13 protein-coding genes are annotated in these 22,127 nt (G+C 70.1%); 1 reads left to right on the top strand and 12 read right to left on the bottom strand.

The window, feature by feature from the left end; genetic code table 11:
* Positions 1 to 103 precede the first annotated feature (103 nt).
* The 12 genes from addA to MNI96_RS10050 all read right to left on the bottom strand — a co-directional run bounded on the left by addA (position 104) and on the right by MNI96_RS10050 (position 19,828).
* Entirely contained in the window at positions 104 to 3,607 is a 3,504-nt protein-coding gene (gene addA / locus MNI96_RS10105) for a double-strand break repair helicase AddA (RefSeq protein WP_249692692.1), read from the bottom strand.
* The gene (addB, locus tag MNI96_RS10100; RefSeq protein ID WP_249692691.1) at positions 3,604 to 6,750 is read right to left on the bottom strand and encodes a double-strand break repair protein AddB; all 3,147 of its coding nucleotides are present in this window, start codon (positions 6,748 to 6,750) and stop codon (positions 3,604 to 3,606) included. Before addB ends, addA begins: the two co-directional genes overlap by 4 nt.
* 24 nt (positions 6,751 to 6,774) lie before the next feature.
* Entirely contained in the window at positions 6,775 to 7,497 is a 723-nt protein-coding gene (locus MNI96_RS10095; protein WP_349629149.1) for a nucleotidyltransferase family protein, read from the bottom strand.
* A 113-nt stretch (positions 7,498 to 7,610) separates the two neighbouring features.
* Positions 7,611 to 9,173 carry a tRNA (adenosine(37)-N6)-threonylcarbamoyltransferase complex ATPase subunit type 1 TsaE gene (tsaE, locus tag MNI96_RS10090; protein ID WP_249692690.1) on the bottom strand — a complete coding sequence of 521 codons (1,563 nt, stop codon included), beginning with the start codon at positions 9,171 to 9,173 and terminating at the stop codon, positions 7,611 to 7,613.
* 12 nt (positions 9,174 to 9,185) lie between these two features.
* Entirely contained in the window at positions 9,186 to 11,657 is a 2,472-nt protein-coding gene (locus MNI96_RS10085) for a sensor histidine kinase (RefSeq protein WP_249692689.1), read from the bottom strand.
* 367 nt (positions 11,658 to 12,024) lie between these two features.
* Positions 12,025 to 13,422 carry an adenosylhomocysteinase gene (gene ahcY, locus MNI96_RS10080; protein ID WP_249692688.1) on the bottom strand — a complete coding sequence of 466 codons (1,398 nt, stop codon included), beginning with the start codon at positions 13,420 to 13,422 and terminating at the stop codon, positions 12,025 to 12,027.
* A 773-nt stretch (positions 13,423 to 14,195) separates the two neighbouring features.
* On the bottom strand, positions 14,196 to 14,489 hold the full coding sequence (locus tag MNI96_RS10075) for an HPr family phosphocarrier protein (RefSeq protein ID WP_502960322.1): 294 nt from the start codon (positions 14,487 to 14,489) through the stop codon (positions 14,196 to 14,198).
* Between the two features lie 24 nt (positions 14,490 to 14,513).
* Positions 14,514 to 14,918, bottom strand: coding sequence for a PTS sugar transporter subunit IIA (locus MNI96_RS10070; protein WP_249692686.1), 405 nt, complete (start codon positions 14,916 to 14,918; stop codon positions 14,514 to 14,516).
* A gap of 307 nt (positions 14,919 to 15,225) precedes the next feature.
* Positions 15,226 to 15,687 (bottom strand): HPr kinase/phosphorylase, encoded by a 462-nt coding sequence (locus MNI96_RS10065; protein ID WP_249692683.1) that lies wholly within the window; start codon positions 15,685 to 15,687, stop codon positions 15,226 to 15,228.
* Positions 15,684 to 17,525 (bottom strand): sensor histidine kinase, encoded by a 1,842-nt coding sequence (locus tag MNI96_RS10060; protein WP_249692682.1) that lies wholly within the window; start codon positions 17,523 to 17,525, stop codon positions 15,684 to 15,686. The genes MNI96_RS10065 and MNI96_RS10060 overlap by 4 nt, the downstream gene beginning before the upstream one ends.
* 92 nt (positions 17,526 to 17,617) lie before the next feature.
* Entirely contained in the window at positions 17,618 to 18,316 is a 699-nt protein-coding gene (locus MNI96_RS10055; RefSeq protein WP_249692681.1) for a response regulator transcription factor, read from the bottom strand.
* A gap of 108 nt (positions 18,317 to 18,424) precedes the next feature.
* A complete protein-coding gene (locus MNI96_RS10050) occupies positions 18,425 to 19,828 on the bottom strand; it encodes an MATE family efflux transporter (RefSeq protein WP_249692680.1) in 1,404 nt (467 codons plus the stop codon).
* Between the two features lie 569 nt (positions 19,829 to 20,397).
* Between MNI96_RS10050 and MNI96_RS10045 the strand changes: the two genes are divergently transcribed.
* Positions 20,398 to 22,011, top strand: a complete 1,614-nt coding sequence (locus MNI96_RS10045) for a phosphoenolpyruvate carboxykinase (RefSeq protein ID WP_502960321.1) — start codon at positions 20,398 to 20,400, stop codon at positions 22,009 to 22,011.
* The last annotated feature ends 116 nt before the right edge of the window (positions 22,012 to 22,127 follow it).

The raw sequence follows: 22,127 nt of genomic DNA, 5'->3' as shown, positions 1-22,127 counted from the left end.
AAGCTCGCGGATGCGACGCATCCTTTCGTTGCCCCGAACGTAGGAAGGCGACCCGCCCGCGTCAAGCAAGCGTTGGGTCGCACCCGTGTGTCGCGCGGCGGTCTCAGGCGGGCGCGAGCGCCGCCACCGCCGCGTCCATCGTCTCGCCCGGCAGTTCGACCAGCTTCGGCCCGGCCGTATAGACCAGCGCGGCCCGCACGGCCCGGCCCGGCCAGATATCGGCGAGCAGCCGGCGATAGACCGCAAGCTGCACCACATAGGCCTCGCCGATCTCCTGCGGCCCCTCCGGCACCCGGCGGTCGGTCTTGAAGTCGAGGATCCACACCGCGTCCTCGTCGACGCGCAGCCGGTCGATCTGGCCCGACACCTCGTAGGCCGAGCCGTCGGCAAGGCGCAGCGTGCCGGCCAGCGGCACCTCGGCGCGCGCTTCGGCCGAGAAGACGGCGACGAAGCCCGGATGCTCCAGCACGCCGAGCGCCTCGCTCAAGAGCTGCTCCGCCCGTGTCGCGAAGACCGGGCTCAGGGCATGGGCGAGATAGCGCGCGCCGGCAGCGCGGCGCTCGGCCTGCGGCAGTTCGGGCAGCAGCTGCAGCAGCCGGTGCAGATGGCGCCCGCGCTCCAGAGCGAAGTCGGGCGCGGCCCGCACTTCGGCCAGCCGGTCGGCCGCCGGCACCGGTTCGGTCCCCTCCTTCGCCTCCATCTCGTCGAAGGCCTCGGACGGGCGCAGGCGGCGCGGGCGCTCGATTGCCGCCACCGGCGCGAACAGCCAGGCGGGGGCGGGCGCGCCCACCTCCTCGGCCGCCTCGTCCCCGGTCCGGGCAAGGCGTGGCGCCGGCGCCGTCGTGCCGGGGCGCTGCCAGATGCGGCAGGGACCCCCGTCTCCCGCCTCGCCGTCGCGGGCGCCCGGATCCAGCGCCCGTGCCACCATCGCGTGCCAGCACTCGTCCGACTGGCCGCGCGCCGGCATCCAGCCGCAGACGATCAGCCGGTCGCGGGCGCGCGTCATCGCCACATAGAGCAGGCGGCGATACTCGTCGGCCGCCGCCTGGCGCAGGGCATCCAGCCGCTCGCCGTGCCAGGGGCTGCGCTCGGCCTTGACCGGGTTCCACACAAGGCCCGTGACCTCGCCGAGATTGCCCGGCATCGCCCGCTCGATGAAGACCGGGTCGTGATGGGCGCTGACCGGCGCCGCGCCGCCGTCGACCAGCACGACGAGCGGGGCTTCCAGCCCCTTCGCCCCGTGCACGGTCATGATCCGCACCACGCCGCGCGCGGCGTTGAGCTCGCGCTTCACTTCCGTCGGCGCAGCCGCGAACCAGGCGAGGAAGCCCTCCAGCCCCGGCACGCCGGTCTGCTCGAAGGCCAGCGTCACCGCCAGGAACTCGTCGAGCACATCGTCGACTTCCGAGCCGAGGCGCGCGCGGAAGGCGCGGCGTCCCCCGTCGGCACCCAGAAGCCGCGAGAAGAACTCGAAGGGCGGCATGAAGTCGGCGCGCGCGCGCCAGGTCTCGATCCGCTCGCGCGCCCGCTCGAATGCCGGATCGCCCTCCGCCTGCCGGCGCAGCGACTGCCACAGCGTGCCGGAGCGCAAGGAAGCCCCGTCCGGCCGGGCGAGGCGGAACAGCGCGTCGTCGTCGAGGCCGATCAGCGGGCTCTTCAGCAGGCAGGCGAGCGACAGGTCGTCCTCGGGCAGCAGCAGGAAGCGGCCGAGCGCCAGCAGGTCCTCTACCGCGATATGCTGGTTGAGCACCAGCCGGTCGCTGCCGGCCACCGGCACGCCCTCGCGCTTCAGGGCCCGCGTCAGCGCATCGACGAAGGGCCCGCGCTTGCGCACCAGCACCAGGACGTCGCCGGGCGCCGCCTCGCCGCTCTTCCACCAGCTGCGCACCGAGCGCGCCAGCCGGTCGGCCAGCCGCAGCATCGGGCTGCCCGCGCCGATGCGGTCGACGGGCGCTGTCCAGTCGTCCGGCACCTCCTGCTCCACCGGTTCCTCCGGCGGCCAGATCTCCACCATGCCGGGGTCGTTGCGCCGCACCGCCTCATGGGAGGGCGCCCCCGCTTCCTGCGACAGGCCCGCATGCATGTCGGCTGCCGCGAACACGGTATCGACAGCGGAGAGCACATCGGGCCGCGAGCGGAAAGAAAGCGTCAGCTCGACCCGCGAGAAGTCCACCGCGGCCTCGTTGGCGCGCCGCTCGAAGTAGCGGCGCATGTCGGCGAAATAGGCCGGCACCGCGCCCTGGAACGAATAGATCGACTGCTTCTCGTCGCCGACGGCAAACAGCGTGCGGATGCGCTCGTTCGCCGAGGCGCCGGCGAAGAACTCCTCGGCCAGCGCCTGCACCACCCGCCACTGGTGCGGGCTGGTGTCCTGCGCCTCGTCGACGAGGATGTGGTCGAGGCCCTGGTCGAGCTTGTACTGCACCCACAAGGCCGCGTCCGCGCGCGACAGCAGGGTCGCCGTGCGCACGATCAGGTCCTCGAAGTCCATCAGCCCGCGCCGGGTCTTCTCGCGCTCGTAGATATCGAGCATGGCATCGGCGAGCCGCAGCGCTGCCTCCGTGCCCGCCAGCGCATAGGCGATCCGCCGCCGCTCGAGCAGGCCCAAGAGCCGATCCTGCTCGGCATAAAGCCGCTCGACCACCTGCGGGAAAGTCTCTTCCACCTTCTTGGTCGCCAGCGCCTTGGTCGGCGCCAGGTCCTTGTTGAGGAAGACCCGGTGCCAGACCTCCCACCACTCGTCCGGCCTGTTGCTGTCGGCGAGCCGGGCCGCCATGCGCAGCCGTTCGGCCCGCTCGTTGTCGCGCGCGCCCCCGCTCGCCAGCGCCTCGGCATAGGCCAGCGCCTCCTGCGGCGAGATCGAGACCTCCTCGCGCAGGGCCGCATCGAGACGGGCGAGCGTCTCGCCTTCCGCCAAACCGAAGGCATCGCTGAGCTGGACCAGCGCCGCATCCAGCGAGCCGGCATCCTGCAGCCAGCGGCGCAGCGTGTCGCGGCGGGCGATCAGGTCGGCAAGCGCCGCCTCCACCGTCTTGTCGGGCAGTTCGGAGACCAGATGCACCAGCGCCCGGCCCAGCGGGGCCTCGGGATCCTGCTCGGCCAGCGCCAGCACCCGCGAGCGCGCACCGGCGAGCAGGTCCGCCGCCTGCCGGTCGTCCAGCACCTGGAAATGGCCGGCGACATTCGCCTCCAGCGGAAACTGGTGCAGGATCGCCTCGCAGAAGGCGTGGATCGTCTGGATCTTCAGCCCGCCCGGCGTTTCCAGCGCCACGGCGAAGAGGTGGCGCGCCCGCGCCAGTCCGCGCGCGTCCGGCCGCCGCCCCTCGATCGCTTCCAGCTGGCGTGCCAGCGCCTCGTCGGTCAGCGCGATCCACGAGCCCAGCGTCTCGAAGACGCGGGTCGCCATTTCGGAGGCCGCCGCCTTGGTGAAGGTCAGGCAGAGGATGCGCGAGGGCGCGGTGCCGGCGAGCAGCAGGCGGATCACCCGACGCGCCAGCACGAAGGTCTTGCCCGAGCCGGCATTGGCGCTGACCCAGGCCGAGCGGCGCGGATCGGCGGCCAGCGCCTGCTTCTGGCGCGTCGCCAGCGGGATCTCGAAGGTGCTCATTCCTCCTCGCCTCCGCTCAGCGCCCATTCGCGCACCCGCGCCAGATGGTCGTAAGGGCCGGACATCTCCGCCTCCTTGCGCACCCTGGCGCGCGACAGATAGCCCTTTTGCGGGTTTTCATAGCCGGCAAAGAGTTTGACCGTGCGGGCCAGCGCCTCGTCGGCGAGTTCGTCGACGCTGGTATTCTTCGGCGTCCGATCCTGCCATTCCAGCGGCGTTCGCCCACCGGTCAGGCGCATATAGGCGAGCGTCGCGACGGGCGCCGCCCGGTCGACCTCGCCGAAGGCGCCGCGGCCGATCATCGCCGCTTCCAGCGGCAGCTGCGGGGCCAGCAGCGCGGCGACCTCCTTGTCGCTCGGCGCCTGTCCGGTCTTGTAGTCGATCACCGCGAGGCTGCCGTCGGCCATCTGGTCGATGCGGTCGGCCCGTGCCGACAGGGTGACGCGCCCGCCGGGGGCAAGATCGAGCTCCAGCGCGCCGGGGATCTCCAGATGGCGACCGGCGATCAGATCGGCGCGCGCCGCCTCGTGGCGGACGAAGGCGGCGGCGATCCGCTCGAAGCGCAGCCACCACACGGCGCGGATCGCCGGGAAGGCATCGAGCGGGGCGAACCGCGCCCGGCCGATGGCGATGAGATGCGCCAGCGCCGCCTCGTCGAACGGGCCGCTCCAGCTCTTCAGGAAGTCGGCGAGGCAATCGTGGATCAGCGTGCCCTTTTCCGCCGCGCCCGGATCGCCGCCGATCGGCTCGACCGGGTCCAGCACCAGCACCTTGCGGGCATAAAGCGCATAAGGGTCGCGGATCAGCAGCTCCACCTCGGTCACCGAGATCCGCCGCGGGCGGGCGGCAACGGGCGGCGCCGGTTCCGGCCTTGCAACGGGCGCAGCCCCCGTCTCGACCCGGTCGAGATGGGCGGCCAGCGCCAGCAGGGCCTGCCCCCGCGCCTGCATTGCGGCGGTGACGCCTTCGCCCAGCAGCGTCGTCAGCCGCAGCAGCCAGCGCGAGGCGACCGCCGGCGCGCCGCCCGAGCGCTCGGCCCGCGACAGGATCACCCGGCCCGCGCCGAGCGCCTGCGAGAAATCGTGGGCGGCCGCGCCGATGCGCCGCTCCGGTGGATCTAGGCCGAGCCCGCTCTTCATCGGCCGGTTGAGCCAGGGGTCGTTACGCGTCGCCTGCGGCCAGTTGCCCTCGTTCAGCGCGCCGAGCACCAGGATGTCGAAATCCTGCAGCCGCGCCTCCATCGGACCGAAGATCGCGATGCGCGGATCGCCCGGCAGGCGGCGGCGGACATTGATGCCGGACACCAGCGCGATGAACATGTCCGGCCAGTCGGCGGGCGGCGCTTGCAGGCCGGAGGGACCTGCGGCGATCATCTCGGCAAAGGCGGCGGCCAGCCCCTCGCCGGCCTCGCCGGCATAGAGCTCGTCGGAGCGTCCCTCCTCGTCCCGCGCCAGGTTCAGCAGCACCGCCTCATGATCGGCGACGAGCTGCACCACATCCACCGGCTCGCGGGTCTCCGCATGCCGCTCCAGCGGCGCCAGCGCCTGCGCCAACCTGTCGACGAGGTCGGCGACATCGTCCCAATCGTCCTCGTGGAGCTTCTGCCAGCGCGGCAGGCGCGGCGGGGTCTCGCCTTCGGTCGCAAGGCGCCGCGCGGCGGCGACCGCCTCGCGCAGGCCCTGCGTCCCGGCCCTGGCGCGCGGTCCACGCAGCACGGCGCGCTCCAGCGCGCGGGCGGCGGCGCGCACCTTGTTAGACGGCAAACCAAGCCGCGTCAGCGGGTGTTTCAGCAGCGCCAGCAGCGCCACCGGCTCCAGACCGTCCAGCGCCAGCCGGGCGGAAAGGCGAGCCAGCACGCCGGGCGCGGTCTGGTCGAGCGGGCGCCCCGCACTGTCGTCCGATTGCAGGCCCCAGCGCGACAGCTCGACGGCGACACGGCGGGCGAGCGTCCTGTCCGGCGTCACCAGTGCCGCTGTCTTGCCCTCCTCGATAGCCGCGCGCAGAGCGGTGGCCACAGTCAGCGCCTCCTCCGCCTCGTTGCGCGCGACCATCATCGCCACATCGGCGAAAGCGTCAGCCCTTGCCTCCTGCGGGATCTCGCCAACGATCCTTGGCCAGACATCCGTCGTCTCGGCCGGGCGCAGGGCCTCCGCGACCAGCCTGTCGCGGAGCCGCAGGGTCTCACTCGCGCCTATCGCCAGCGGCATCACCTCGTCGCGCGAGATCTTCAGCGCGCCGGCGAGCCGGGCCATGCCGTATTGCGGATGGCTGGGGCTCCCCGAAACGCCCTCGCCGCCAAGGATCGCCTGCCAGCTGCGCTCGTCCATCCCGGCATCGAAGCCCGGCAGCACCACCGCGCCGCGCTCCAGCCCGGCGATCACCGCCAGCAGCTCGGCAATGGCGGGAATGGAGCCGGTGGCGCCGGCCGCGATCACCGGGCCGCGCGGCGGGCTCTTGCGCAGCCGCTCCGCCTCGCGCCGCAGCAGCGCGGCGCGCCGCGCCTTCGGGTCGCTCGCCTCGCGGCTTGCCAGATAGGCCGGCCAGTGCTCCATGGCGATCTTCAGGAAGTCCAGCGTGATCTGCCAGTAGCGGGCATGGTCCTCCGGCACGAGGCCGGCAAGGCCCGTCCAGGGGATCTCCTCCGTCGCCATCTCGTCCATCAGCGCCAGCAGGTCGCCGGCCAGCCACGCGGCATCGGCGGCAGACGCCGGCGAGCGCAGCACCGCACCGGCCGGCAGGCCCAGCACCTCGCGGCGCAGCGCGCCCTCCCAGGCCTGCACCAGGCGGGTCATGGCGAAGCGCCGCTCCATCTCCGGCAGGGCCGGCGGCAGGCCTTCCGCCCAGGCCTCGACCTGCAGCAGCTGCAGGTCCTCCTCGACATCGCCGAGCGGGCGGATCGAGGGCAGCAGCACGGGCGCCCCGCCCAGCTTTTCGCGGATCAGCGGCGCGATGGAGCGGGCGGCACGGCGGGTCGGCAGGTAGAGCGTGAGATCGGCCAGCGCCAGCGGATCGGCGGCCGGGTCGAAGCCCGGCACCAGCCGCCCGTCGAACAGGGCATCGACCAGCGTCCGCAGGAAAGGCGCGGATGGCGGGATCGTATGGACACGCGGCTTTGCCCCGCCCGTCTTGGCCTTGCCCGTCATCGGTCTCCGCCTCCCCTTCCGCCCTCAGGCGGCGCTGTCGCGGATGGCGCGCTCGGCCGCATCGATGGCCTCGGGCGTGCCGACATGCAGCCAGATCCCTTCCATCAGCACCCCGAACAGGGTGCCGCGCTCGATCGCCGCGTCGAACAGGCGGTTGAGCGAGAAGGCCCCGGCAGGCGCGCCGTCGAACAGCCGCGGATGCAGGATCGCGCCGCCGACATAGGCGAAGGGCGAGACCTCGCGCTCCGCCCGCCGCGCAAGGCGCCCGTCCCCATCCATCACGAAATCGCCCTTGCCGTCATAGCCGACGGCGGTGACGAGGCCGGAGAGCAGCAGCAGGGCGTCCATCTTCTGCGGGTCGAAGGTTCTCGCCAGATGCTCCAGATTGGGCCGCACGCCCTCGATCCAGGTGCTGTCGGAATTGAGCAGATAGAACGGCTCCTCGCCCAGCAGCGGCAGCGCCTTGACGATGCCGCCGCCGGTTTCCAGCAGCTCCGCGCGTTCGTCCGAGATCAGCACCCTGGGCGGCGCCGGCCAGCGCAGGGCATGCACCTCCACCAGATCGGCGAGATAATGCACGTTGACGACGACGGTCTCGACGCCGGCGACCACCAGCTTGTCGAAGGCCCGGTCGAGCAGCGCCCGCCCGGCGACGGAGACCAGCGGCTTCGGCGTCGTCGCGGTGATCGGGCGCATGCGCTTGCCCATGCCGGCCGACAGCACGATGGCCGTCTTCGGTCCCCGCACGCCCGCCTGTTCCCTCGCCCCCGCTTGCGTTTCCGTTCCTGCCTGCAAGTCCGCCTCTTTCCGTTGATTGGCCGTTGGATTGGATGCCTGCCCCGCGTTGGGGCCCGCGCCGTTTATCCGGTCTCGCCGAGGCGGCCGTCGAACCAGCCGGCCAGGTCGGCCAGCTCCGGATGGCGCAGGCAGCGGGCCAGATACTCGCGCACGCGCGGCAGATGCACAAGGTAGCCGGGCTTTCGATCCCGCACGGCGAGCCGGGTGAAGATGCCGAGGATCTTGGTCGCCCGCTGCGCGCCCATGATGGCGTAGTCGCGGCGGAACGCGGCCGCGTCGAAGCCGGGCGAGACCGCGTGCCGCCGGGCGATGTAGTGCTCGACCAGCTGCCGCTCCAGCTCCTGCGGCACATCCACGCGCGCATCCATCGCCAGCGAGGCAAGGTCGTAGGCGGCCGGACCGATCATCGCGTCCTGGGTGTCGACCAGGGCGATGCGATCATCGCCGCTCTCGCCCTCGCGCCAGATCAGGTTCGGCGAATGGTAGTCGCGCAGCACCCAGTTGCGATCCTGCGCGGCGCGCTCGAACAGCGGCCGCCACCACCCGGCGAAGGTCTCCGCCAGTCCGTCCGGCACCTCCCCGCCCATGCGCGGCAGATACCAGTGGAGGAACAGTTCGGCCTCGACCAGCATCGCTCGCGGGTCGAAGCGCGACAGCCGGTAGCTGCCGCCGCCGCAAGCATCCGGGATCGGCAGGTCCGCCTGCGGCGGGGCGCCGTGCAGCCGCGCCAGCACGCCGGCCGCTGCCAGGTAGCGCTCGGCCACCGGCCGGCCGGCCTCCAGCACCTTGCCGCGCCCGAGGTCCTCCTGCAGCACCAGCCCCCCGGCGATATCGGCGCCATAGGTGCGCGGCGCGCAGATCTCGCGCGCGCGCAGGGCCTCGGTGACGGCGACCACCGCATCCACCCCGTCGGCCAGATGCACCAGCTGGCGATAGGTCAGCCCGTCGCGCAGCACCGGCTGCTGCTGCGGCGGCGGGGTGGAATCGATCAGGATCGCATCCGCGCCCGATGCGCGCACGGTCTCGAACCGGCGGGCCGAAGCATCGCCCTGGAAGCGGCGACGGAGCGCACCGGCAAGTGCCGTTCCCTCGATCAACCGGCGGATCGCCAGCGTACGCTCAAGGCGGGTGCGCCAGTCCTCGTCCGGCGGCAGCAGGGCGATCTTGCGCGCCTGCGGCGTGTCGCCGGCGGCGATGCGCAGGACGAGGCGGTTTTCCGGCAGCCGCGAGGCACCGCGTTCCGGCCATTCGATCAGCGCCGCGCCGGTCTCCAGGATCTCGTCGAGGCCGAGCTCGTCGAGCTCCTCCTCGTCCTCCAGCCGGTAGAGGTCGAAATGGGCGACCGGCAGCGGCTCGAGGGGATAGGACTGGACGAGGGTGAAGGTCGGGCTCGGCACCTCGAGCTCGGGATCGTCGGCGAGCGCGCGCAGCAGGGCCCGTGCGAAGGTCGACTTGCCGGCGCCCAGGTCCCCTACGAGGCAGAGGCAGTCGCCGGGCCGGAGCATCACGGCGATGTCCTCGGCGAGGCGGACGGTCGCCGCCTCATCGGGACAGGCGAGGGAAATCGCGCCGGCAAAGGGCTCCGCATCATCGCGGAACGGCGATGCAGGACGGGTGTCGCTCATGGGAGGTGCCGATCACTCGGCGGCGTGCCGGAGGGCGTCGGGTGCGAAGGGAAATCGGCAGACGACATATGTGCCGACCCCCTCTTCCGACTCGATGGAGACCGTGCCGCCGTGCAGCTCGACGAAGCTCTTGACGATGGACAGGCCGAGCCCGGCGCCGCGGCGGCGCTGGCCGGCATCGCGCCCGACGAAGCGGGCGAAGACCTGGTCGAGCATGTCCTCGGGGATGCCGCAGCCGTGGTCGCGCACGTGGAACTCGATGGCATCCGAGGTGCGCAGGCAGCCGACGTCGATGGTGCCGCCGACATCGGAGAAGCGCAGCGCGTTGGAGATCAGGTTGAACAGCACCTGGCGCAGGCGCCGCTCGTCGGCCTGGATCACGCCGACATCGTCGGCGACGGTCAGCTTCAGCGCGATGCCGCTGTCGGAGAGCCGGTCCTTCAGCCCTTCCACCGCCGCCTGCACGGTCCTCGCCACGTCCACGGAGGAAATGTCGAGCTCCATGATGCCGGCATCGATGGTGGCGAGGTCGAGAATGTCGTTGATGATCGCCAGCAGCGCCGAGGAGGAGGAGAGGATGTAGTCGACATACTCCCCCTGCTTGTCGGTCAGCGGCCCGAATTTCGGGTCGGACAGCAGCTGGGCGAAGCCGATGATGTTGGTCAGCGGCGAGCGCAGCTCGTAGGACACGTGCTGGATGAAGGCGTTCTTCAGCTGGTCGGCCTGTTCCAGCGCCTCGTTCTTGTCGAGCAGCGCGCGCTCGACATTCACCGAATCCGTCACGTTGACGAAGGTGACCAGCGTGCCGCCGTCGGGCAGCGGCACGGTGGCGTAGTCGATCGCCTCGCCGCTTTCGCGCTCCAGCCGCCCGGACACCGGCTCGCGGTTGTCGGCCAAGCTGGTCACCGCCGTCACCAGCTGGCGCCAGATCGCCGTCTCTTCCGGCTCCAGCATCTCCATGTCGACGACGCGGGTGATGTGCGGGCTGTCGCCGAGCCGGTCGTCGGACAGGTCCCACATGTTCTCGAACGCCGGGTTCCACAGGCGCAGCCGCCCGTCGGAGCCGAACACCGCCACCGCCTCGGACAGATTGTCCAGCGTCTCGCCCTGGACGCGGATCAGCGAGTTGTAGCGGCTCTCCAGGTCCAGCCGCTCGGTGACGTTCTCGTAGATATAGGTGACGCCGCCCTGCGGGTGCGGGTTGGCGATGACGCGCAACGTCCGCCCGTCCGGCAGGTGCCACCAGAATTCGCGCGCATCCAGCGAGGTGTAGGTTTCCAGCAGCTTGTTGCGCCAGCCGCGATAGTCGGCCTGCTCGGGCAGCTTGCGCGCGGCGCGCAGGGCATCCAGCAGGGCCGCATCCGTCGGATTGCTTTCCAGGAAGCTCGCGTCGAGGTCCCACAGGGAGCGGAAGGCGGCGTTGTAGAACTGCAGCCGCCGGTCGGCGCCGAAGATCGCGACGGCGGTCGCCAGCTGGTCGAGCGTGCGGGCGTGGAAATCGATGGTGCGGCCGAGCTCCTGGCGCACGTTTTCCAGCTCGCTGACATCGATGGCGATGCCGCCGGAACCGGACTCCACGGAGATCTGGGTGACGTCGAAGATGCGCCGGGCGCCGGCCGCCACTGCCGGCAGGCGGGCGCGCGACTGGCCGGCCTCGTCGCGGCCGCGCTCCATCTGGCCGCGGCCCTTGGCATCCAGGAACTCGACCCCGGCCTCGATCGCCGCCTTGCCGCTGTCGGTTTCCACCGCCCGCGCATAGGCCGCGTTGACCCAGACCAGCGCGCCGCTCTCGTCGCGCAGCCAGGCGGGCGAAGGCACGCCGTCGAGCAGCGCGCGCAGGGTCTGCAGCTCGCGGGTCATGGCGCTGTTGCGCTCGGCGGTGAGGGCCTGCGACTTGCGCTCGCCGGTGAGGTCGCGCAGGCGCAGCACCGGCGCGCTGGCGGTCACCCGGCCGCAGATCTCGACCATGCCGCCGGTGCGGGTCGGCAGCGTCATGCGGAAGGCCTCGCCGTGCTGGCGCAGCCGGTCGACCGCCTGCTCCAGCGCGCCCGCCGCGCGCGCCTCCAGCCAGGTGCCGAAGGCCAGCAACCGGGCGGGCGAGCGCGGCACGCCCGAGCTTTCCTCCAGCATGCCGGCGACGAAGGGCTCGTCCTCGCCGGGCTGCCACATGACGATGCGCTGGTCGTCGGAGGCGACGAGGCTCTCCAGCCGGTCGAGCCGCGCGGCCAGCCGGGCGCTGGTCTCGGTCGCGGTGTTCAGCGTGCCGGAGCTGGCGCGCATGTTGCGGATGAGGGTGACGGCGGCGGTCACCGCGAAGGTCACGGCGCCGCCGACGGCGGCGATCCAGACGACCTTTTCGGGCGTGAAGGATCCGGAAAACAGCGGGTGGGTGGCTCCGGCGACATCGCTGGCGAGGCACAGGCCGGTGGAGGCGGCCCAGGCCAGTGGCGCGGTCGACAGGCCCAGCCGAGCCTTACGACTCATTCTCCGCCATGCGGCGCGCCCGCGCCCATGTTCCCAGCCGTCCGCCGGCATCCGCTCGTTCCCCTGTCGCCCTGTCGAAGCACCCGCACCGGGGCACCCCGCATCAGGCTGCCGCATCGGGCCCGCCCGCAATGTGCGGACCTCAAGGCAGTTCTGCCTCACGACCCGCCTGATTCGCAAAGACCATAACGCAAACGCGAATCGCGAAGAAGTGTCGGTTACCGAAAAGTAAACGGGGGCCGTGTCATCCACAGCCCCCGTTCGGCAATCGTTCCAGGGATCGTCCGCAGATCGTTCCGGCGCCGGTTCCGCCGCGCGCCCGGCAGGACCCGTGCCTGCCGGATGCGCCGGGACCCGGCGGGAGCGATCAGTAGCGGTAGTGTTCCGGCTTGTACGGACCGGTGGTCTTCACGCCGATATAGTCGGCCTGCGCCGTCGACAGCTCGGTCAGTTCGACGCCGAGCTTGGCCAGGTGCAGGCGGGCGACGCGCTCGTCGAGATGCTTCGGCAGGACATAGACGTCCTTGTCGTAGGCGTCCGGACGGGTCCACAGCTCGATCTGCGCCAGCACCTGGTTGGTGAAGCTGGCCGACATCACGAAGCTCGGGTGGCCGGTGGCGTTGCCGAGGTTCAGCAGCCGGCCTTCCGACAGGAGGATCATGCGCTTCCCGTCCGGGAATTCGATCATGTCGACCTGCGGCTTGATGTTGGTCCACTTGTAGTTGCGCAGCGCCTCGACCTGGATCTCGTTGTCGAAGTGGCCGATATTGCCGACGATCGCCATGTCCTTCAGCGACCGCATGTGGTCGAGGGTCACCACGTCCTTGTTGCCGGTGGTGGTGATCACGATGTCGGCGGTCGGGGCGGCCTTCTCCAGGGTGACGACCTCGAAGCCGTCCATGGCGGCCTGCAGGGCGCAGATCGGGTCGATCTCGGTCACCTTGACGCGGGCGCCGGCGCCGCGAAGGCTGGCGGCCGAGCCCTTGCCGACGTCGCCGTAGCCGCAGACGACGGCGGTCTTGCCGGCCATCATCACGTCGGTGCCGCGACGGATGCCGTCGACGAGGCTCTCCTTGCAGCCGTACTTGTTGTCGAACTTCGACTTGGTGACGCTGTCGTTGACGTTGATCGCCGGGAACGGCAGCAGGCCCTTGGCCTTCAGCTGATACAGGCGGTTGACGCCCGTCGTCGTCTCCTCGGAGACGCCGCGGATCGCGTCGCGCTGCTTGGTGAACCAGCCCGGGCTCGCCGCCATGCGCTTGCGGATCTGGGCGAAGAGGATCTTCTCCTCCTCCGAACCCGGGTTGGAGAGCACGTCCTCGCCGGCCTCGGCGCGGGCGCCGAGCAGGATGTACATGGTGGCGTCGCCGCCATCATCGAGGATCATGTTGGCCGTGCCTTCCGGGAAGAAGAAGATGCGGTCGCAATAGTCCCAGTACTCTTCCAGCGTCTCGCCCTTCTCGGCGAAGACCGGGATGCCGGCGGCGGCGATGGCGGCGGCGGCATGGTCCTGGGTCGAGAAGATGTTGCAGGACGCCCAACGGACCTCGGCGCCGAGCGCGACCAGCGTCTCGATCAGCACGGCGGTCTGGATGGTCATGTGCAGCGAGCCGGCGATGCGGGCGCCCTTGAGCGGCTTCTTCTCGCCGAACTCTTCGCGGCAGGCCATCAGGCCCGGCATCTCGGTCTCGGCGATGTCGATCTCCTTGCGGCCGTAGTCGGCCAGGGAGATGTCCTTGACGTAGTAATCGGTTGCGGTGGTCATGCGTATCGTCCGCTCGCTTTTCGTTTGGAACAGCACTCGCCCGCCCGGAACGGGTCCGGGACAGGAATTTTCCGACATTTCCCGACGGGCGGCCGGCCCTTCCGGCATCGCCCTCGACAGGGTCGCCTCTACGGTGTCGCCTCTACGGTCGTGTCTGGCGCCGGGTCGGCCCTTGCGGCCCGCATCCGGCGCGGAAAACGGCTTGCGCCGGATGCAGGCACCCGGCGAATGCCCGGTTTATAGGCCGGAAACCGATACAAAGCAATAAGGATATAAAGATTTCTTTATGTCCCATTCATTCGACCTGCCGGTACTTCGGGGCTCCACCTTCTCCCGGCGTCGTTCCGGGCAAGACGACCTGAGAGGGAAGAGCAGCGTCGGCAGGTGGAGGCGAGGCAGCGACACTTTCTCTGGGTGTCGTCCCGGTTTCGGCGCAGCCGAAGACCGGGAACCAGTAACCCCGAACGGTTCGAGCGAGTCCCCAGCGCTGCCACCGAAACGCCGGTGGCCGCTACCTGCGCGCGCCCTCTGCCCCGGCGGATACTGGACGCCTGCCTGCGCAGGCGTGACAGCCGAGAATGGGGGGAGCGTCTTCCGCCTCAATCTCGCCGAGGTCGCCAATGGATCCCGGGTCGCGCTTCGCTTGCCCGGGACGACGACTTGAGAGGGAGGAAAGGCCGCTGCCACAACTACGGCCGTCACCCCGGACGAGCATCGCGAGATCCGGGGCCCATTGGTTGCCAGAGCGGCAGCGAAGATGCGCGGCCGAAGCCTCAGTCGGTCTCGCCGAAGCCGCTTTCCACCAGTTCCGCGATGGCGGCCAGCGCGCTTTCCGCTTCCGCGCCGGTGGCGGAGACGCGGATCGAGCAGCCGGGGCTGGCCGCCAGCATCATCAGGCCCATGATGGAGTTGCCGCCGACCGACTGGCCGTCCTTCATCACCACGATCTCGGCGTCGAAGGTCTCGACCAGCTTCACCAGCTTGGCCGAGGCCCGGGCATGCAGTCCGCGACGGTTGACGATCTTCAGGTCGCGGGTGAGCCCCGACGCTTGCATCCGGTCCATCATCCCTTCCCCGTCACACTTGGCCCCTCATCCCTGGCCCGACAGCACCTGGCTGGCGACGGAGATGTATTTCTGGCCGGCCTTGCGGGCCTCGTCCACCGCCTCGGCGATGGCGCTTTCGCCGCGCACGCTGGCCAGCTTGATCAGCATGGGCAGGTTGACGCCGGCGATCACCTCGATGCTGGTGCCGTCCATCACCGAAATGGCGAGGTTCGACGGGGTCCCGCCGAACATGTCCGTCAGCAGCACCACGCCCGAGCCGTCGTTGACGCTCTCGACCGCCGCCAGGATGTCCTGCCGGCGCTGCTCCATGTCGTCGTCCGGGCCGATGCAGATCGTCTCGACCCGCTCCTGCGGGCCGACGACATGCTCCAGCGCCGACTTGAATTCTTCCGCCAATCGTCCGTGCGTAACAAGTACGAGACCGATCATGCCCTGTCCGTCGTTTGTCCGTCCGTCCGGTCCGCCTTCGGCGGCCGGCATGGCGCATGCCGCAACGGGCGCTTCCGGATATCAGCCGGCCCGACGACCGGTGGAGATACCTTAGCCCCTTGCGGTCTTGCACCGCTGCGGCCCGAGGGCCGCACGCGACGGAACGCTCCCCGCCCCCGGTCGTTCGATGCCGGGCGCCCAATGTCGGCAAGGTGACGCTGCAGCGCAAGAAAAATCGGACCCGCCCCCGGCTTTTTCGCAAGGCCGCCTGCGACATCCGGCAGCAGGCGCGGTGCACCGACGCCGATCAGGCCCCGCCGGACGCCCTGTCCGCCAGGACCGCCAGCACGTCCAGCGCCGTGGCGTCCTCGCGCCCGCACGGCACGGCAAGGCGCGCAAGCTCGACCCCGCACAGCTCAACCCGCATGGCGCCGGGCTCGGGCATCCGCTCCAGCTCGCTGTCCGGCACCAGGTCGACCACCAGCCGCACCACCGCGCGCGGCTCGACCGCAACCCGTGCGATCCCCTCGCCGCGGCGCTCCCACAGTCCGGAAAGCTGCGGCGGGCAGCTTGCGACCAGCCGGCCCGAGCGGGCGGCAAGCGCCACCCGGTCGTCGGCCACCGCCAGCGCCAGCAGGCCGCGCAGGCGCGCCTCGCTGAGGATCCGCTCGCCGAGGCGCGACTTGCCTGCGCCCGAGCGGCCGCGGATCAGGATGCCGGCGCTGCCGACCAGGATGCAGGAGGCATGGACCGTTTCGCCGCCGCTCATCCCCGGCTCTCGGCCGGCAGGCGAACGGTGAAGCGGGCGCCCTCGATGCGGGTCTCGCCGGTCTTGGCGTCCGTCGTCTCGCGGTTGGCGACCGAGATGGTGCCGCGATGGGCCTCGACGATCTGGCGCGAGATCGACAGGCCGAGGCCGGAATTGTTGCCGAAGCCTTCGGATTCCGGCCGGTCGGTGTAGAAGCGCTCGAAGATGCGCTCGCGCAGCTCGGGGCGGACGCCCGGCCCGTCGTCGTCCACAATGATCTCGACCATGTCGGCGGTGCGGTTCGCCGTCACCCGCACCGTGCCGCCGGGGGGCGAGAAGGAGCGGGCATTGTCGATCAGGTTGTTGACCACCTGGCCGAGGCGGCTGTCGTGGCCGAGCACCCGGTAGGGATGGTCGCGGCGCGAGGAATTGATGTGCACCTCGACGCGCGCCTCGCCCGCCGCCGCCCGCTCGTTGGCCAGATCGCACACGCCCAGCAGCAGCGTCGAGATGTCGATGGGCTCGGCATCGGCGCGGGCGAGTTCCGCATCCAGCCGCGAGGCGTCGGAAATGTCGGTGATCAGCCGGTCCAGCCGGCGCACGTCGTGCTGGATCACCTCCATCAGCCGCTCGCGCGCCTGCGGCTGCTTGGCCAGCGGCAGCGTCTCGACCGCGCTGCGCAGCGAGGTCAGCGGGTTCTTCAGCTCGTGCGCCACGTCCGCGGCGAAGGTCTCGATCGCGTCCATGCGGTTGTAGAGCGCGTTGGTCATGTCGCGCAGGGCGCTCGCCAGATGGCCGATCTCGTCGCGCCGCTCGGAGAATTGCGGGATCTCCTCGCGCGACTTGATGCCCCGGCGCACCCGCTCGGCCGCCGCCGCCAGCCGCCGCACCGGGCCGGCGATGGTGCCGGCCAGCAGGATCGACAGCACCATGGTCACCGTCGCGGCGACCAGGAACACGCGCACGATGCCGATGCGCTCGGCCCGCACGATGGCGTCGATGTCGCCGCCTTGCGTCGACAGCAGCAGCGAACCCAGCACGGCGCGGAAGCGCTGCACCGGCACCGCCACCGAGACGATCAGCTCGCCGCGCGAGGACACGCGCACGACGCTGGCGGGCGAGCCGGCGAGCGCCGCCTCCACTTCCGGATAGGCGCGCCCGTTGCCCGCGCCGATCTCCTCGTAGAGCGGCAGGTCGCCGCGGCGGAACCACAGTTTCACATCGGCCCAGATCTGGTCCCACAGGCCGGGCTCCTCGGCGGTCGGCGGCGGCAAGTCGAAGCGCAGGATCTGGCCGCGCGCATAAAGATGCCGGGAATCGAGGATCAGGATGCCTTCGGGATCGTAGATCCGCGCCCTCGTGCGGGTCGGCGAGATCAGCCGGCGCAGCACCGGGGCGACGCGCTCCGGGTTGATCGGAAAGTCGGTCAGCCGCGAGCCGTCGGTCGGCGAGACGCTTTCCCCCGCCTGCAGCTGCAGCAGCTGCTCGGGATCGACCATCAGCCCGTCCGTCTCCACCGTCGCCGAGGCGGCGATGGCGCCGGCGATGATCTCGCCCTGGGTCAAAAGGCTCTGGACGCGGGCGTCGATCAGCCCGGCGCGGAACTGGTTGAGATAGAGAATGCCGCCGACCAGCGCGCACAGCCCGGCAAGGTTCAGCACCAGGATGCGGCGGGTCAGCGAGGAGGTGAGATAGGGCGAGATCGAACCGGCGATGCGCGACAGGATGCGCCGGCGGAACCGGCGTTGGCCGGACGGTCCGCGGGCAGCCGCCGGCGCGCCCCCGGCCTCGGCCGGAGGAGACGTCCGCCGGTCGGCCTCGCGTTCGGGCCGCCCGCTCGTGTCCACCTCAATCGCCATCCATCTTTCCCGGCCGGAGTTTCCGACCACGCCTTGCCGGCCGGCCGCTCCCGCCTGGATCGCGCATGGACCGGGCGGGCGCGGCGCTGCCGTCAGCCCTCGCGGAAGCGGTAGCCGACGCCGTACAGCGTCTCGATCATGTCGAAGCTGTCGTCGACCAGCTTGAACTTCTTCCGCAGCCGCTTGATATGGCTATCGATGGTGCGGTCGTCCACATAGACCTGATCGTCATAGGCCGCATCCATCAGGGCGTTGCGGCTCTTGACGACGCCCGGGCGATGGGCGAGCGCGTAGAGGATCAGGAATTCGGTGACCGTCAGCGTCACCGGCTGGCCCTTCCACATGGAGGTGTGGCGCTCCTGGTCCATGATCAGGTCGCCGCGCTCCAGCAGCTTGTCGCTTTCCTGCTTGCTCGTCGAGGGATCGCGGGGCTGCACGCGGCGCAGCACCGCCTTGACGCGCTCCACCAGCAGGCGCTGGGAGAACGGTTTGCGGATGAAGTCGTCGGCGCCCATCTTGAGACCGAACAGCTCGTCGATCTCGTCGTCCTTGCTGGTCAGGAAAATGACCGGCAGGTCCGACTTCTGGCGCAGCCGGCGCAGCAGCTCCATGCCGTCCATCCGCGGCATCTTGATATCGAAGATGGCAAGATCCGGCGGATCGGTGATCAGCCGGTCGAGGGCCGAGGAGCCATCCGTATAGGTATGGACCCTGTATCCTTCGCTCTCCAGTGCAATGGAGACCGAGGTCAGGATGTTGCGGTCGTCGTCTACGAGTGCGATCGTCGGCATGGTCGAAAGCCCTGAACCCGTTCTTCTTGTTCGCTCGTCTTGGTTTATCAGCCTTGCGGGTGCAAATGCGCATAAATTATGGCGATGGCCGGAGCCGGTCGCCAGCCGCTACAGCGGAACCACCGGCGACAGGCGCCGCATCGCGCTTTGACGCGCGAAGCGCCAGGACAGGCCGGCGAAGGAGACGAGGATGCCGGCGATCAGTCCGCCGATCAGCCCGCCCGCGCCGACCGCCAGCACGATGGCCATCAGATAGGCGACCGGAATGGCGATCAGCCAGAACGCCCCGATCTGCCACAGGGTCGGCCACCACACGTCGCCGAGGCCGCGCAGGGCGCCGATGGTCACCGCCATCGCCGCGTCGATGGACAGCATGAAGCCGGCGACGAACAGCGCCTGCGCCGCCGCCTCGACCGTGCGCGGGTCGGAGGTCACGGCCCGCGCCGCGGTTTCCGGCGAGACCAGAAACAGCAGCGCCACGGGCAGCGGCCACACCGCGCCGAGCGCGATGCCCGTCCAGCCGGCCCGCCCGACATTGACCATGTCGCCCTCGCCGAAGGCCCGGCCCACCCGGATCGCCGTCGCCCCGCCGGTGCCGATGGCCATCATGAAGGTCAGCGTCACGAGGCTCATCGTCGTCTGGTAGGCGGCGAGCTGCGCCGTGCCGAGCCAGCCGGCCATCATCACCACGGTCGCGAAGGCGGCGCTTTCCACACCCTGGGCAAGGCCCATCGGCAGGCCGAGCCGGCGCAGCAGGCGCGCGTCCGGATCCGCCCACAGGCCGAGCGCGGCCGCCCCTGCCGTGCGGCGCGGCAGGATGCGGAACGTGTCGTCGCGCCGGGCCTGCAGCGCCAGGATGGTCAGGATGGCCAGACCGGCCAGCGTGCGGGCGATGGTGCTCGCCAGCATGATGCCTTCCGCCCCGCCGGCCTCCACCAGGCCGCCCCAGCCGTAGCCGAACACGGCGTTCAGCGGCACGTTGACGAGATTGGCGGCGAGCATGATCGCCATGCCGGTCTTCGGCCGGCCCGTCGCCTCCATGAACAGGTTGCAGGCGACGAAGAGCAGGATGCCCGGCATGCCGAAGCCGAAGGCGTGCGACACGCGGGCAGCGCCTGCGGCAAGGTCCGGATCCTGCCCGATCGCCAGGAAGAACGGCTCGGCCAGCAGCGACAGGAACAGACAGATGAGGCCGAGCGCCAGCGCATGGGCGAGCGAGGCGCGCAGCACCGCGCCGGCGCGCGGGGCATCGCCCGCGCCCAGCGCCTGCGAGGCCAGTACGGCGGTCGCCTGCAGCGCGCCGACGGCGACCATCATCAAGGTCAGCTGCGGCGCCACCCCGAGGCCGAAATAGGCAAGGTCGGCGGCGCTCGCCCGCCCCACCATCACCGTGTCGACGGTGAACATGATCACCAGCGCCGCGCGCGAGACGATGATCGGCAGCGCCAGCGCCACGGTGGCGCGAAAATGATGTCCCGCGGAAGCGGGACCGGAACTGCGAAGTGTCGACATCTCGGCCTGACGGATGAAGGAAACGGGGCGGGCGGCGGACGCGGGCAGCGCATCGCACCGGGCAATGGAGCCCGACCATAGCCGAAACCGGCAGGCCGGTCAGCCGCAGCGAATCCGGCAGCCCCGTTCCGTGCCGCGGGCCGGTTCGGAACCGGTTTTCGCGGAGGCTTCGTGCTGTTCCGAACGGATGATCCACGAATGAACTGATATGAAACGAGTATTCCACGAGACGGCGCGCCGGAACACGTATTATTTTTCGTTAAAAAATAATTATAACTGCAGAAACGGTGAATTAAATCGATTTAGCCTTAGGGTTGCCACCTTCGTTGCGCTTGTTGATTTGGGGGCCATCCACTAGGTTCGCTCTGCCAAAAGCGAAAAAGACAGCAGGGCCGGACCCGACAAGGGGGTCGACGGCCGTTCCGTGCGCCGGCACCAGGGCCGCCGGCAGTTCACACGCTACCGGACTCATATTGCGAAATCGCGACAGGACGCACATCGCGGCAGCCGGCAGTCTCAGCGGTCCAGCAAGGACCGGCGAACCAACACGATACAGGGATCTCGGAAACATGGCGGATCAGGGCGTAGAGCTTTCTTCGAAAGACGCGGGCATGTGCGGCTTGAAGGAGCTCGGCGGACTTCATCGCAACCTCACGGCACCGGCGCTCTACGAGCATGCGCTGCGCCGCGAGGAGGCCGTCGTCGCCGATGGTGGCGCGCTCGTTGCCGACACCGGCATCCACACGGGCCGCTCGCCGAAGGACAAGTTCATCGTCGTCGACGACACCACCCGCGACACCGTGTGGTGGGACAATTCCAATTCCATGAGCCCCGAGCAGTTCGCCCTGCTTCATGCCGACATGGTCGCCCATGCCAAGGGCATGTCGCTCTACGCGCAGGACCTGCATGGCGGCGCCGATCCGGCCCACCGCATCAAGGTGCGCGTCTTCACCGAATACGCCTGGCACTCCCTGTTCATCCGCAACCTGCTGATCCGTCCCGAGCCGTCCGAACTGGTCGATTTCGCGCCCGAGATGACGATCATCGACCTGCCGAGCTTCCGCGCCGATCCCGCGCGCCACGGCTGCCGCACCGAGACGGTGATCGCCTGCGACTTCACCAACCGCATCGTCCTGATCGGCGGCACCTCCTATGCCGGCGAGATGAAGAAGTCCGTCTTCTCGATGCTGAACTTCCTGCTGCCGGCCAGCCGGGTGATGCCGATGCACTGCTCGGCCAATGTCGGCGATACGGGCGACACGGCCGTGTTCTTCGGCCTGTCCGGCACCGGCAAGACCACCCTGTCGGCCGATCCGACCCGCACGCTGGTCGGCGACGACGAGCACGGCTGGGGCCCCGACGGCATCTTCAACTTCGAGGGCGGCTGCTACGCCAAGACGATCAAGCTGTCGGCCGAGGCGGAGCCGGAGATCTACGCCACGACCCAGCGCTTCGGCACCGTGCTGGAGAACGTCGTGCTCGATCCGCAGACCCGCGTTCCCGATTTCGACGACGGCTCGAAGACCGAGAACACCCGCTGCGCCTATCCGATCGACTTCATCTCCAATGCCAGCCCGACGGGTCGCGCGCCGCACCCCAAGAACATCATCATGCTGACGGCCGATGCCTTCGGCGTGCTGCCTCCCATCGCGCGTCTCACCCCGGCCCAGGCGATGTATCACTTCCTGTCCGGCTACACGGCGAAGGTCGCCGGCACCGAGAAGGGCGTGACGGAGCCGCAGGCGACGTTCTCCACCTGCTTCGGCGCGCCGTTCATGTCGCGCCATCCGTCCGAGTACGGCAACCTGCTGCGCTCGCTGATCGCCGCCCATGAGGTCGACTGCTGGCTGGTCAATACCGGCTGGACCGGCGGGGCCTACGGCACCGGCAACCGCATGCCGATCCGCGCCACCCGCACGCTGCTCGCCGCCGCGCTCGACGGCTCGCTGCGCGATGTCGCCTGCCGCACGGACGCGAATTTCGGCTTCGCCGTTCCGGTCGAGGTTCCGGGCGTCGACCCGAAGATCCTCGATCCGCGCTCGACCTGGGCCGACAAGGACGCCTACGACGCGCAGGCCGCCAAGCTGGTGGACATGTTCGTCACCAACTTCGCCAAGTTCGAAAGCCATGTGGACGGCGCCATTCTCGCCGCCGCCCCGTCCTTCCGCGCCGCGGCCGAATAACGCCGCAGCGGACTGCAGACACGTCGGAGGGCGCCGCAGACTGCGGCGCCCTTTTTCGTTGGGGGGCCCTTTTTCGTTGCAGCGCTGTGTGCGGGGAGCGACAGGCTCCCGTCATT

The sequence above is a fragment of the Stappia sp. WLB 29 genome, assembly GCF_023507705.1.
In the GTDB taxonomy this organism is placed as follows: Bacteria; Pseudomonadota; Alphaproteobacteria; order Rhizobiales; family Stappiaceae; genus Stappia.
Note: the sequence above shows the minus strand (reverse complement) of the source record. Positions and strands in the feature narration are given on the sequence as shown.

Coding starts and splice junctions, on each gene's coding strand:
- addA (WP_249692692.1), bottom strand. CDS start 3,607: ATGAGCACCTTCGAGATCCCGCTGGCGACGCGCCAGAAGCAGGCGCTG.
- addB (WP_249692691.1), bottom strand. CDS start 6,750: ATGACGGGCAAGGCCAAGACGGGCGGGGCAAAGCCGCGTGTCCATACG.
- tsaE (WP_249692690.1), bottom strand. CDS start 9,173: ATGAGCGACACCCGTCCTGCATCGCCGTTCCGCGATGATGCGGAGCCC.
- MNI96_RS10085 (WP_249692689.1), bottom strand. CDS start 11,657: ATGAGTCGTAAGGCTCGGCTGGGCCTGTCGACCGCGCCACTGGCCTGG.
- ahcY (WP_249692688.1), bottom strand. CDS start 13,422: ATGACCACCGCAACCGATTACTACGTCAAGGACATCTCCCTGGCCGAC.
- MNI96_RS10075 (WP_502960322.1), bottom strand. CDS start 14,489: ATGATGGACCGGATGCAAGCGTCGGGGCTCACCCGCGACCTGAAGATC.
- MNI96_RS10070 (WP_249692686.1), bottom strand. CDS start 14,918: ATGATCGGTCTCGTACTTGTTACGCACGGACGATTGGCGGAAGAATTC.
- MNI96_RS10065 (WP_249692683.1), bottom strand. CDS start 15,687: ATGAGCGGCGGCGAAACGGTCCATGCCTCCTGCATCCTGGTCGGCAGC.
- MNI96_RS10060 (WP_249692682.1), bottom strand. CDS start 17,525: ATGGCGATTGAGGTGGACACGAGCGGGCGGCCCGAACGCGAGGCCGAC.
- MNI96_RS10055 (WP_249692681.1), bottom strand. CDS start 18,316: ATGCCGACGATCGCACTCGTAGACGACGACCGCAACATCCTGACCTCG.
- MNI96_RS10050 (WP_249692680.1), bottom strand. CDS start 19,828: ATGTCGACACTTCGCAGTTCCGGTCCCGCTTCCGCGGGACATCATTTT.
- MNI96_RS10045 (WP_502960321.1), top strand. CDS start 20,398: ATGGCGGATCAGGGCGTAGAGCTTTCTTCGAAAGACGCGGGCATGTGC.